Source organism: Streptomyces hawaiiensis (assembly GCF_004803895.1).
Taxonomy (GTDB): Bacteria; Actinomycetota; Actinomycetes; order Streptomycetales; family Streptomycetaceae; genus Streptomyces; species Streptomyces hawaiiensis.
Genome location: NZ_CP021978.1, coordinates 3,503,623 through 3,515,842 on the forward strand (window position 1 = coordinate 3,503,623; position 12,220 = coordinate 3,515,842).

Genomic DNA, 12,220 nt, shown 5'->3' on the forward strand with positions numbered 1-12,220 from the left:
GTGCCCCGCTTCAGCATCATCGTCCCCGTCTACAAGGTGCAGGGCTTCCTGCGCGCGTGTCTCGACTCGGTGCTCGGCCAGTCCTACGGCGACTTCGAGGTGATCGCCGTGGACGACCGCTCGCCCGACGGCAGCGGCGCGATCCTCGACGAGTACGCCGCCCGCGACGCCCGGGTGCGGGTGCTGCACCTGCCCGAGAACGTCGGCCTGGGCCGGGCCCGCAACGCCGGCCTGGCGCAGGCGGCCGGCGACTACGTCCTGTTCCTGGACAGCGACGACCACTACACGCCGGGTCTGCTGGCCGCCGTCGCCGCACGCCTGGCGGCGACCGACGACCCGGACATCCTCGTCTTCGACCATGTGCGCACCCACTGGTGGGGCCGGGGCGGGCGCAGCGAGGCGGCGGACCTGCTGGCCGCGGCGGGCCTGGAGACGTTCGGCATCCGGCAGAGCCCGCAGTATCTGAACCTGTTCCTGGTCGCCTGGAACAAGGCCTACCGGCGCTCCTTCCTCCAGGAGCACGGGCTGGAGTACGCGCCGGGGCTGTACGAGGACGCGCCGGTCACCTACCGGTCGATGGTGCTGGCCGACCGGATCGCCTGCCTGGACCGGATCGGCGTGGAGTACCGCCAGCGCCGCCAGGGCGCGATCACCAAGACGCCCGGGCGCCGGCACTTCGACATCTTCCCGCAGTACGAGGGCCTGTTCGCGTTCCTGGAGCAGCGCCCCGACCTGGACTGGGCGCGGCCGCTGCTGCTGGAGCGGGCTCTGGACCACATGCTGTTCGTGCTGGCCCGCGAGGACCGGGTGCGGCCCGCGGACCGGGGCGACTTCTACCGCGAGATCCGCTCCTTCCACCGCCGTCACCTCCCCGAGGGCGGCTTCCCGCAGCCGGACGGCTGGCGCGGGGTCGAGATGCGGCTGCTCGCCTCGGCGCCCTACGCGTCGTACGCCGCGGCACGCGGGCTGCGGGATCTGCGCGCGGCGGCCCTGGGCGGGCAGCGGCGGGTGGTGCGCAAGGCGTCGGAGACGGCGGTGCGCGGCTGGTACGCGGCCCAGTCGAAGCGCCCCCTCGATCCGCACCTCGCCGTCTACTCGGCGACCCACCACCGGGGCGTGGCCGGTGACCCGGCGGCGATCCACGAGAAGGCGCGCGAGATCGCCCCGCACATCCGGGGCGTGTGGGTGGTCCGGGAGGACGCCGTGGACGCGCTGCCGCGCGGCATCGACCATGTGACACCGGGCTCGCGGCGCTACCACGAGGTCATGGCCCGGGCCACGTACTGGGTGAACAACGTCAACTGGCCCGGCACCCTGGCCAAGCGCCCCGGCAGCGTCCACATCCACACCCACCAGGGCACCCCGCTCAAGTACATGGGCGCCGATCTGCTGACCAAGCCGGGCGCCCGGCACGGCTTCGACGTGCCGCAGATGCTGCGCCGGGCCGACCGCTGGGACTACAGCCTGGTCGCGGGGCGGCACGCGGAGCGGGCCTGGGAGCGGGCGTACCCGTGCCACTTCACCTCGCTGCGGACCGGCAGCCCGCGCAACGACGTGCTGGTCGGGGCCGGCCCGGAGCGGGGCCGGGAGGTGCGCGAGCGGCTCGGCGTCCCGGCCGGTGACACGGTGGTGCTGTACGCGCCGACCCGCCGCGACTACCGGCGGGGCGGCCATGTCGACCGGTTCGACCTGACCCGGTTCGCCGAGGACCTGGGCCCCGGGCACACGCTGGTCGTCCGTCTGCACCCGTCGCTGGCGGGGGGCGTCGCGCGGGGCCTCGGCCTGGCCGACCTGCACCGGCGCGGCGTGCTGGTGGACGCGACCGACGAGCCGCACGTCGAGGACGTGATGCTCGCCTCCGACGTGCTGGTCACCGACTACTCCGCCCTGATGTTCGACTACGCCCTCCTGGACCGGCCGATCGTGGTCCACGCCGACGACTGGGGCGCGTTCGCGGCCAGCCGGGGCGCCTACTTCGACATCACGGCCGACGCGCCGGGTCATGTGTCGCGCTCGTACCGGGAGCTGGCCTGGCTGTTCGCTTCCGGTACCTGGCAGGACGCGGAGGCGGCACGGCTGCGCTCCGGCTTCCGGGAGCGGTACTGCGAGTTCGAGGACGGGCGGGCCGCCGAGCGGGTCGTCCGTCTGCTGATGCTGGGCGAGCGGGGCGGGGCGCTGCTGCCCGCGGCCCGCCGGACCGTGGGTTCCCGCACACGTCCCGAGGCGCTGATCGAGAGATGAGAACTCCCGCGACGCCCGAGGCCGTCCCCTCCCTGCCCGGCCAGCGGGCCTCCTCGGCCCGGCTGCCCGCCGCCGAGCGGCTGCGGTGGGTGCCCGGGTGGCATGCGGCCCTGGTCGCCGTGCCCACCGCGGCCCTGTTCGTGCTGGGCTACCGGCGTCGCTGGATCTGCGACGACGGGCTCATCTACCTGCGCCCGGTCCGGCAGATCCTGGCGGGCAACGGGCCGGTGTTCAACGTCGGGGAGCGGGCCGAGAGTTCGACCGGCACCCTGTGGCAGTGGCTGCTCGCCCTCACCACCTGGGTCACCGGCGAGGACCCGGCGTTTCTCGCGGTCGGGCTCGGCCTGGCCTTGAGCACCGCCGGGTTCGCGTTCGCCCTGCTCGCCACGTGCCGGCTGCACCGGGGCGCGGGACTGCTGGTCCCGGCGGGTGTGTTCGTGCTGCTGGCGGTGCCGCCGTTCTGGTCGTACATGACCTCGGGTCTGGAGAGCGGTCTCGGCGCCTTCTGGACCGGCCTGTCGTGGTGGCTGCTGACGCGGACCCGACGTGCTCAGGAGGCCCGGGAGACGTACGCGGCCGCCTTCGTGTTCGGGCTGGGTCCGCTGGTCCGGCCCGATCTGGCGGTGGTCACGGCGTGCTTCCTGGCCGCGCAGTGGTGGGTGCTGCGTCCCTCGCGGCGGGGCACGGCGGCGATGCTGGCCTCGGCGGGAGCGGTGCCGCTGGCGTACGAGGTCTTCCGGGCGGGGTACTACGGGATCCTGGTGCCGCTGCCCGCCATCGCGAAGGAGGCGAGCGCCAGCGACTGGGGCCGGGGCGCCGGGTACGTGCAGGAGACGCTCGGGCCGTACTGGCTGTGGCCGGTCGTCCCGGTGCTCGGGGCGCTGGCGGCCCTGCTCGTTCGGCGCACCCGCCGGGAGCAGCGGGACCGCGCCCCGGGGCGGGCCTCGCTCGCGGTGCTGCTGGCGCCGTTCGCGGCGGGTCTGCTGCTCGCCGGGTACGTCGTCCGTGTCGGCGGCGACTACATGCACGCCCGCATGATCCTGCCCGCCCTTCTCCTGCTGCTCCTGCCGGTGCTGGTCGTGCCCGCCACCAGGTTCACGGGTGTCGCGAGCGCGCTGCTGGTGGTGTGGCTGTGCGCGGCGGTCAGTCCGCTGCGGGCGCCGTTCGACGTGCGCAGCACCCCCGGGTCGTTCAACGTGCGCAGTTCCGACGTGGAAGGCCTCGGCGACCACAACCCGGTGCGCACCGCCACCTGGGTGGACAACTGGCCCGCCCTGCCGGAGGGGCGCGCCATGCTGGCCCGGGCCGAGCGCGCGCCCGGGCCGACGCTGCTCTACTTCGACGCCGAGCGGCGGCTGCACGCGACGCCGATGCGTGCGGACTCCCCGTACCAGGTGGTGATCGTGGGACGGCATCTCGGAGTGACGGGCGCCGCGGCGCCGCTGGACGCCTATGTCAACGACGCCTGGGGGCTGGCCAGTCCGATCGGCGCGCATCTGGCGCTGGAGCGGTGGAGCTGGCCCGGGCACGAGAAGTTCCTGCGCAACTACTGGGTCTTCGCTCAGTGGGCGGTGGAGCACCCGCCGCAGCGCGACCTGCTGCGGGCCGGGGCACCGAGGGAGGCGGTCGAGGCGGCCCGGGCCGCGCTCGGGTGCGGCGAACTCGCCGAGCTCAGGGAGTCCGTGCGCGCGCCGCTCACCGCCGAGCGATTCTGGCGGAACCTCACCGGGGCGGCCGAGCGGACCCGGTTCCGCTTCGCGCGCTGGCCGGCGGCGGCGCAGCAGGCGCTGTGCGACCGACCGGCAGGTGGGCGTAGCGGCCTCACCCGATGAAGTGATCCGGGGTCAGGGCATGCGTAGGGCGGGAACATTCGGCGCATGCCCCAGACCCCTTCCACCCTCCTGTGAGCGCCCCGGTCCTCGTCCGGCAGGCCGTGCGCGGTGCGACGGCGCTGCGCGGCGGCCGTGCCGGGCGGCTCACCCCGTACCAGGTCTACGGCGCCCTGTTCTGGCTGGTGATGACGCTGGCGTACTGGCGCATCCCGTTGTGCTGCGACGCCGGGCAGCACGCGGCGGTCGTCGAGCGCCTGAAGGCCGACCTGCTCCACCCGGCCCACACCATGGCCGATCTGCCGGGCGAGGGCAGCCCGTACTACGGCCCGTACGCCGTCGTCCAGGGCGTGCTGGCGCGGCTGACGGGGCTGTCCGGCTGGGAGGTCGTCAAGCTAGCCGGGCCGGTGCATCTGCTCGTGCTGCTGACGGGGCTCGGCCGTTTCGTCAGGACCCTCACCCCGCGCCCCTGGGCGCCGGTGTGGGCCCTGCTGTTCATGACGCTGCTGTGGGGCACCGCGCGGATCCTGTGGAGCGGCTACCTCGGGCTGATGTCGATGACGACGAACCTGGGCTACCCGTCCGCGCTGGCGATCGGCCTGACGTTCTGGGCGTGGGCCTGGACGGGCACCCGCGCGCGGGACGACGCCCCCGCCCTGCGGTTCGTCGGCCCGAGCGGGCTCGGCGGCTGGTGGGGGTACGCCGGGATCGGCGTCCTGTACGGGCTGATCCTGCTCACCCATCCCGTCACGGCGGCCTCGGCGCTCACCGGGGCGGTGGCGGTCGTGGCGTCCCGGCAGCGCGGCTGGCGCCGGCCGGTCGTGGCCCGCTGGGCGCTCACCGCGGCGGCCTGCGCGACGGTCGCCCTGACCTGGCCGTACTACGACGTCCTGACGCTGGTGGGCGACACCGGCATGGACGCGATGCACCGGCAGCTGTACGAGAGGATGCTCGCCAACTCCTGGCTGGCGCTGCTCGGCCTGCCCGTGCTGTGGCTGCGGGCGCGCGGGTCGGCACGTGATCCGCTGGTGCTGATGTTCCTGCTGGAGTGCCTGCTGGTGGCGTACGGCTGGGTGAGCGGGCACTACACGTACGCCCGGGCCCTGTGGGCCGTGCTGGTGCCGCTGCAGTTCGCCCTGGCGGTGGAGCTGGCGGCGCCCCGGCCCTGGCACCGGGCCAGGCGGATGCTGGGCGGGGCGGCGGCGGTCGGGGTGTGCGTCGGGTTCGTCACCGTGCACGCCGGGGCGGTCGTGCCGCGCTCGGTCGACCCGGTGGGGTTCACACAGCCGACGCGCTGGCCGTCGTACGACTGGGCGGCGCGGCACATCGGGCCCGGCGAGGTCGTGATCACCGACGGGTATTTCGCCGGTCACGCCATCGCCGGGTACGGGCCGAACCTCGCCGCGCCCGTCTGGCCCGACCCCGCCCTGGACGAGCACGAGCGGGAGCGCCGGGCGGCCGACGTCCGCGCCTATCTCGCCCCCGGCTCGACCCGCGCCGAGCGGTCCGCCGTCGTCCGCCGCTACCACGTGCGCTGGCTGCTGCTGACGCGCTGGCACCCGGTGCCCGAGGAGGCCGTGGTGGTGGCGTGGAGCAGACGGACGGGGGAGGTGCTGGCGCGGGTCGGGGGGTGACCGGCGCGGGCTTTCGGGACTACTCGCAGGCCTTCGGGACTACTCGATGACGAGGTCGACCTCGATGTTGCCACGGGTGGCGTTGGAGTACGGGCAGACCTGGTGGGCCTGCTCGACCAGCTTGCGGCCGGTCGCCTCGTCCACGCTGTCGGGCAGCTCCACGCGGAGGGTGACGGCGAGCCCGAAGCCCTCGCCCTGCTTGCCTATGGAGACCTCGGCGGTCACGGCGGCGTCGCTGACGTCGACCTTGGCCCCACGGCCGACGAGGCCGAGGGCGCTGCCGAAGCAGGCGGCGTAACCGGCGGCGAAGAGCTGCTCGGGGTTGGTGCCCTGGCCGTTGCCGCCCATCGCCTGGGGCACGCCCAGGGCGAGGTCCAGCACGCCGTCGGAGCTGACGGCGCGGCCGTCGCGGCCGTGGGTGGCGGTGGCGACAGCGGTGTAGAGCGCGTCCATGGAAAACCTTCCCTCTCACGTCAAACGTTCGGCGGCCCGCTTCCGGGCCGCCCGACACTCAGGATTAGAGCACACAATTAAGTTGTGCGCAATTGAATGACGGACACGAGCTATCCTGGAGGCATGAACACGCCCGACGACGACTGGCTCCGCCTGGACCAGCAGATCTGCTTCTCCCTGCACGCGGCCTCCCGCGCCTTCAACGGCGTCTACCGCGGGATCCTCAAGGACCTCGGGCTCACCTACCCGCAGTACCTGGTGATGCTGGTGCTGTGGGAGCACGACGAACTGCCCGTGAAGAAGCTCGGCGAGCACCTGCGTCTCGACTCCGGCACGCTGTCGCCGCTGCTCAAGCGGCTGGAGGCGGCCGGTCTGGTACGCCGGGAGCGCAGCGCGCGCGACGAACGGTCGGTGGAGGTGCGGCTGACCGGGGAGGGCGTCGCGCTGCGCGGGCGGGCGCTTCAGGTGCCGCGCCGGATCGCCGCCTCGACCGGCTTCGGTCCCGAGGAGATCCGCGCCCTGCGCGCCCGCCTCGACGAGCTCACCACCGCGCTGGACGCGGCCGCGCTCGCGGAGCCGCAGGACGGCTCGCCGGCTGACGGGGCGTCGTAGTCGAAACGGCATCCGGCGGTACATCGGCAGACCGACGGGCCGTCGCAGGGGCGTCTAGCGGTACATCGGCCGGCTGACCGGCGGTCGCACCGGCGCTGGGCGGTACACCGGCCGGCCGACCGGCCCTCGTAGCGACATCCGGCGGTGCACCGGCCGGCCGACCGGCCGTCGCGGCGGCACCGGGCGGTACGTCGGCCGGCACACCCGGTGGCTCGTCCGCGGGCGGGTGCCGTCGGACGTGGAGGCGCAGGATCACTCCGTCGCGGGCGTGTTGCTCCCGGGCGGTGAACTCCTCCCTCAGGACGGCGAGCTTGGTGCGCTCGACCGGATCGGCCGGGGGCCGGCGCGGGTCCAGCGCGTACGCCTCGGCGACGACCCAGACCCGGTCCACCGAGGCGAGCCGCCGCCGCAGCTCCCCGGGGGTCGCCTCCAGCCCCCACAACGTCCCGGAGCTGGGCGCGGACTCCCGCAGCGCGATGTCCCGCGCCCGCCGGAACCCCTTCGGGTAGGCGAGCGCGGCGAGCCTGCCGACGGACGGCACGAACAGCACCGGGTCGCCGGGGCGCATCCGGCTCACGGCGAGCGCGGAGACCACGGCGAGATTGTCCGGGCGGTGGGCGGCGGTGCGGTCCTGGCGATGCACCGGGAGCTGGTTCAGGAAGGTGGCGGTGAGGGCGAGGACGCCGGTGACGCCCACGACGGCCCGCGCCTGCCGGCCGCCGACCCGCATCCGCCGCCCGTCGAACCGCACCCGTGCCAGCACTCCGGCCACCCGCCCGGCCCCGGCCGCGACCAGCAGGGACGCGCCCGCCAGCGCGTACAGCACGTACCGGTCGTGGTAGAGCGGCCGGACCTGCGACACGGCCATCAGGACCCCCGGCGGCACCAGCAGCAGCGGAAGCGCGACCGCGGCCGTGCGCCGCTCGCGCAGTCCCACGGCCATCAGCAGCAGCGCCCCCCAGAACACCGGCCCCGCCGGGCCGGGCGAGAAGTTCCTGGCCAGCCTCCCGACCCGGTCCCACCCCGGCGGCACCAGCCACGCCACCTGCCCGGACTGCCCCTGCGACACCCACACCAGCGGCAGCAGGAGCAGCGCCACCACTCCCACCGCCCGCCCCCAGCCGGACCACACCCTCCCCGACACCCGCAGCAGGGCCAGCGTCACCGCGTGCGCGCCCAGCACCGGCACCGCCAGCTCGTGCAGCACACAGGTCAGGGCGACGACCGTCCCGTACGGCCACCAGGCCCGGGCTCCCGTCCCGTCCACTCCCCTCAGGAGCAGCCACGTCGACCCCGCCACACCCGCCGCGACGAGCGCGTACGACCGTCCCTCCTGGGCGTAGTGGCCGGTCATCGGCGTGATCGCGTAGAGGACACCGGCCCACAGGCCGACCCGGGGCCCGGCCAGCCGGACGCCCAGGGCCGCGACCAGGCCGGCGGTCGCCGTCGCCGCGCACACCGACGGCAGGCGCAGCACGACCTCGCCCGGGTGGACGGTGAGGACGGCGTGCATGAGCAGGTAGTACAGGCCGTGCACCGCGTCCACGTCGTGCAGCAGCCGCCAGATCTGCGGGACCGTGCGCTGCGCGACCTGGAAGGTGACACTCTCGTCGCCCCACATGCCGCCGCGGTCCAGGCCCCACAGCCCGGCCGCGAGCATCACCGCCATGGGCACCGCCACGGGCATCACCCGCGCGCCGAACCGGCCGCTCCCCCTCGACTGTCCGCTCTTCACGGCCCGATTCTGTGCCGAATCAGAGGCTTCGATCGGGTTTGATGGTGTGTTATCACTTTCATGTCATTCGCCCGGCTTACGATCCGCCGTGATGAATGCCGAGAGTGAGTCCGAGAGGGACACCGGGACGCCACCTGCCGAGGTCGCCGTCGTGGTGATCGGTCATGACGACGCCGCGCATGTGACGGACGCCGTGCGCTCGGCGCTCGCCCAGGGACCGGCCGTGCGCGAGGTGGTGGCCGTCGACGACTGCTCGACGGACGGCAGCGCCGGCCTGCTGGACCGGCTCGCCGCCTCGGAGCCACGCCTGAGGGTGATCCGCCGCCGGGTCAACAGCGGTGGCTGCGGCACCCCGCGCAATACCGGGCTCGACGCGGTGACCTCGCCGTACGTCATGTTCCTGGACAGCGACGACGTCCTGCCGCCCGGCGCGGCCGACGCGCTGCTCAAGGCGGCCGCGGGTGCGCACGCCGAGGTCGCCGGCGGCCTGTGCGTACGCCGGGAGCTGCCGTCGGGGCGCGAGGTCCCCTGGCAAGCGCGCCTCTACGCGCTGCACGCCGTGGTGCCGCACCCCGCTCGGCGACCGCGCCTGGTCCACGACACGCTCTGCGTCAACAAGCTCTACCGCACCGCCTTCCTGCGCGCGCACGGCATCCGCTTCCCCGAGGGCCGCTTCCCGTACGAGGACGTCGTCTTCACCGCGCGCGTGCTGGCCGCGGCCCCGCGCATCGCCCTGGTCCCGGACCGGGTGTACGTCTGGCACGTGCGCCGGTCCGCCGGGCGGCTGTCGATCTCCCTGGACCGGGCCGGTGTCGCGAACTGGCGGGCCCGCACGGAGGCGTGCCGGCAGGCGTACGAGGTGCTGCTGGGCGCCGGGCACAAGGAACTCGCGCGGGCCGTACGCGCCAAGTTCCTCGACCACGACCTGCGGATGTACGTGCGCGAACTGGGGTTGCGCGACGCCGCCTACCGGCGTGCGTGGTGGGAGCTCACGCGGGCGCACCTCGCGGAGTACGACGCCGACGACTGGGCGCGCAACCCGGCCGCTCCCGGCCGGCTGGTCGGGCGGGTCGTCCTGGCCTCCCCGGAGCCGCGCGACCTGCCCCGGCTGCGGGAGCTCGCGGCGCGTCCGGCCCGCCTGTGCCCGCCGTACGCCCGTGCCGCGGACGGCACGCCCGTCTGGTCGGACGGCCTTGCGCAGGTCTCCCTGGAGCCACTGCTGGCCCGGCCGGTGCGTGCGCTGCCCCTCGCCGTCGACGCGGAGCTGCGGCCGGGCGCGCGGGGCACCCGGCTGCGGCTGCGCCTGCACGAGCTGTACGGGCGGGTGGCGCAGGCGGGGCCGGAGACGGTGGAGGTCGAGTGGCGGCACCGGGACGAGGGGGAGGTGATGGTCCGGGGTGGGAGCGCGGCGCTCGTGCCGTGCGCCGGGGTCTGCGAGGCTGCCGGTTCCGCGGGGCCCGGCCGCACCTGGTCGGCGGAGACGGCCGTCGACCTCCCCGCACTGGCCGCGCTCGGCTTGGGCACCTGGGACCTGCGTCTTCGCATCCGCTTCCGTGACGGCGCGAGCCGCGACGTCACGGCGCACGCCCTCACGGGCGCCGGGCTGCTGCGCCGCAGCGCCGTCCCGAGCGCCCGGCACGGCGTGGTACTCGTACAGCCGTACACCACCCACTCCGGTGCGCTGGCGCTGCGGGTGGCCCCCGGCGTACGCGGTGTGCTGTCGGTCGCCCGCGCACGACTGCGCCGCCTGCTTCACTGAGAGCACGACGACCACGACGACCACGACGGATCAGCGCACAGCACCACCACCACGGGTCAACTGACGAGGGGACGGCCGCACATGACCTGGTTGATCACCGGCGGCGCCGGCTACATCGGCGCGCACGTCGTACGGGCGATGACCGCGGCGGGGGAACAGGCGGTGGTGTACGACGACCTGTCCACCGGCATCGCCGAGCGCGTGCCCGACGGGGTGCCGCTGGTGGTGGGCTCGACCCTGGACGGTGAGCGGCTCGCCCGCACGCTTGCGGACCACCCGGTCACCGGTGTCGTCCACCTCGCGGCGAAGAAGCAGGTGGGCGAGTCGGTCGAACGGCCGCTGCACTACTACCGGGAGAACGTCGAAGGTCTGCGGATCCTGCTGGACGCCGTGACGGCGGCGAAGGTGCCGTCCTTCGTCTTCTCCTCGTCGGCGGCGGTGTACGGCATGCCGGACGTGGACCTGGTCATGGAGGAGACACCGTGCGTGCCCATGTCGCCGTACGGCGAGACCAAGCTGGCCGGTGAGTGGCTGGTCCGTGCGACGGGCCGGGCGACCGGGCTGTCGACGGCGTCGCTGCGCTACTTCAACGTGGCGGGCGCGGCGGTCCCGGAGCTCGCGGACGTCGGTGTCTTCAACCTCGTGCCCATGGTCTTCGAGAAGCTCACGCAGGACGCGCCGCCGCGGATCTTCGGCGACGACTACCCGACCCCGGACGGCACCTGCGTGCGCGACTACATCCACGTCGTGGACCTGGCCGAGGCCCATGTCGCCGCGGCCCGGGCCCTGAGCTCCTCCCCCGGCCGCGACCTCACGCTCAACATCGGCCGGGGCGAGGGCGTCTCCGTCCGCGAGATGATCGACCGCATCAACGCGGTCACCGGCCACGGCCGGCCGCCCGCGGTCACCCCCCGCCGCCCGGGCGACCCGGCCCGCGTCGTCGCCTCCGCCGACCGCGCGGCCACGGAACTGGGCTGGAAGGCCCGGCTCGACGTGCGGGACATGATCACCTCGGCGTGGGAGGGGTGGCTGCGGCTCCATCCGGAGGCGGCGCGGGGCTGACCCGGGCCCAGTCACGAACCGGCGCCGGCGGGATCTGCCGGGGCTCACTCACGTGCAGCGCACGCCGGGCAGGGACCAGGCCTGCCCCTCGGCCTCGCACGCCGGCTGCCGTCATGGGCGACTCCGCGGCGACGCCCCCTGACGGCACCGTCGAAGCCCCGCCCTACAGCGCCTTCAGTCCCTCCGACGTGGCCCGGGCCAGTGCGCCCAGGTACCCCTTCGGCAGCTTCGGGTTGCGGATCACCACCGAGCGCCAGTACAGCGGGCCGGAGATCAGGTCGAGTGCCAGGTCGTGGTCGATGCCCTCGCGGAGCTCGCCGCGGCGTTCCGCCGCCGTCACGATGCCGGTGGCGACGCCGTCCTGGCCTTCGCGCAGGGCCTTCTGCATGGCCTCGGCGATGTCGGGGTTGCGGGCCGCCTCGGCCTGGAGGTCGGGGATGACCTGCGAGGCGACGGGGTGGCGCAGGGCACGGGACGTCACCTCGTAGAGCAGCCGCAGATCGCCCTCCAGGAAGCCGGTGTCCGGCGCGGGCAGACCCTGCACGGCGAGCGCCGAGACGATGTCCAGCACCAGGTGCAGCTTGGAACGCCAGCGGCGGTAGACCGCCGTCTTGCCGACCCCCGCCCGGCGCGCGATCCCCTCGATGGACATCCGCGCGTAGCCGACGGCCGCGAGCTCCTCGAAGACGGCCGCCCGGATCGCTTCCGTCACGTCCTCCCGCAGTACGGCCGCCCCCGCGGGGGCCCGGCGGCGCGGCGGCTGCTGGGGCTCGTCGGGCTTCGTCGTCATGCCGACAGCATAGGGCGTCACGACGAAACGGTTGCGTTCCGACGCCCGCCCGACGTACGCTCCCGTTACGACGATACGGTCCCGTCCCGACGTAAGAGTTTGTGA

9 protein-coding genes are annotated in these 12,220 nt (G+C 74.4%); 6 read left to right on the forward strand and 3 right to left on the reverse strand.

Annotation, left to right across the window (positions count from 1 at the left end):
- The 3 genes from CEB94_RS16030 to CEB94_RS16040 all read left to right on the forward strand — a co-directional run bounded on the left by CEB94_RS16030 (position 1) and on the right by CEB94_RS16040 (position 5,704).
- Positions 1 to 2,241: a bifunctional glycosyltransferase/CDP-glycerol:glycerophosphate glycerophosphotransferase gene (locus CEB94_RS16030; protein WP_175432879.1), complete on the forward strand. Its 2,241-nt coding sequence runs from the start codon at positions 1 to 3 to the stop codon at positions 2,239 to 2,241.
- Entirely contained in the window at positions 2,238 to 4,073 is a 1,836-nt protein-coding gene (locus CEB94_RS16035; RefSeq protein ID WP_175432880.1) for an arabinofuranosyltransferase AftB family protein, read from the forward strand. Before CEB94_RS16030 ends, CEB94_RS16035 begins: the two co-directional genes overlap by 4 nt.
- A gap of 71 nt (positions 4,074 to 4,144) precedes the next feature.
- Positions 4,145 to 5,704, forward strand: a complete 1,560-nt coding sequence (locus CEB94_RS16040; RefSeq protein ID WP_175432881.1) for a hypothetical protein — start codon at positions 4,145 to 4,147, stop codon at positions 5,702 to 5,704.
- 39 nt (positions 5,705 to 5,743) lie between these two features.
- Here the strand turns inward: CEB94_RS16040 and CEB94_RS16045 are convergent, their stop codons facing one another.
- Complete coding sequence (locus CEB94_RS16045; RefSeq protein ID WP_175432882.1) at positions 5,744 to 6,157, reverse strand: organic hydroperoxide resistance protein; 414 nt, start codon at positions 6,155 to 6,157, stop codon at positions 5,744 to 5,746.
- A gap of 123 nt (positions 6,158 to 6,280) precedes the next feature.
- Between CEB94_RS16045 and CEB94_RS16050 the strand changes: the two genes are divergently transcribed.
- On the forward strand, positions 6,281 to 6,769 hold the full coding sequence (locus CEB94_RS16050) for a MarR family winged helix-turn-helix transcriptional regulator (RefSeq protein WP_175432883.1): 489 nt from the start codon (positions 6,281 to 6,283) through the stop codon (positions 6,767 to 6,769).
- On the opposite strand, the gene CEB94_RS16055 is transcribed toward CEB94_RS16050, so the two are convergent.
- A complete protein-coding gene (locus tag CEB94_RS16055) occupies positions 6,699 to 8,504 on the reverse strand; it encodes a glycosyltransferase family 39 protein (RefSeq protein ID WP_425472455.1) in 1,806 nt (601 codons plus the stop codon). The two genes, CEB94_RS16050 and CEB94_RS16055, sit on opposite strands and share 71 nt — an antisense overlap.
- 91 nt (positions 8,505 to 8,595) lie before the next feature.
- Here CEB94_RS16055 and CEB94_RS16060 point away from each other — a divergent pair, with 91 nt between their 5' ends.
- Positions 8,596 to 10,263 carry a glycosyltransferase family 2 protein gene (locus tag CEB94_RS16060; RefSeq protein WP_175432884.1) on the forward strand — a complete coding sequence of 556 codons (1,668 nt, stop codon included), beginning with the start codon at positions 8,596 to 8,598 and terminating at the stop codon, positions 10,261 to 10,263.
- Between the two features lie 81 nt (positions 10,264 to 10,344).
- Entirely contained in the window at positions 10,345 to 11,325 is a 981-nt protein-coding gene (gene galE / locus CEB94_RS16065; RefSeq protein ID WP_175432885.1) for a UDP-glucose 4-epimerase GalE, read from the forward strand.
- Positions 11,326 to 11,488: 163 nt separating this feature from the next.
- Here the strand turns inward: galE and CEB94_RS16070 are convergent, their stop codons facing one another.
- Complete coding sequence (locus tag CEB94_RS16070; protein WP_175432886.1) at positions 11,489 to 12,115, reverse strand: TetR/AcrR family transcriptional regulator; 627 nt, start codon at positions 12,113 to 12,115, stop codon at positions 11,489 to 11,491.
- Positions 12,116 to 12,220 lie beyond the last annotated feature (105 nt).

What these genes read in the sequence shown, in the direction of transcription:
- galE (WP_175432885.1), top strand. Translation starts at nt 10,345, where the DNA reads ATGACCTGGTTGATCACCGGCGGCGCCGGCTACATCGGCGCGCACGTC.
- CEB94_RS16070 (WP_175432886.1), bottom strand. Translation starts at nt 12,115, where the DNA reads ATGACGACGAAGCCCGACGAGCCCCAGCAGCCGCCGCGCCGCCGGGCC.
- CEB94_RS16035 (WP_175432880.1), top strand. Translation starts at nt 2,238, where the DNA reads ATGAGAACTCCCGCGACGCCCGAGGCCGTCCCCTCCCTGCCCGGCCAG.
- CEB94_RS16045 (WP_175432882.1), bottom strand. Translation starts at nt 6,157, where the DNA reads ATGGACGCGCTCTACACCGCTGTCGCCACCGCCACCCACGGCCGCGAC.
- CEB94_RS16060 (WP_175432884.1), top strand. Translation starts at nt 8,596, where the DNA reads ATGAATGCCGAGAGTGAGTCCGAGAGGGACACCGGGACGCCACCTGCC.
- CEB94_RS16050 (WP_175432883.1), top strand. Translation starts at nt 6,281, where the DNA reads ATGAACACGCCCGACGACGACTGGCTCCGCCTGGACCAGCAGATCTGC.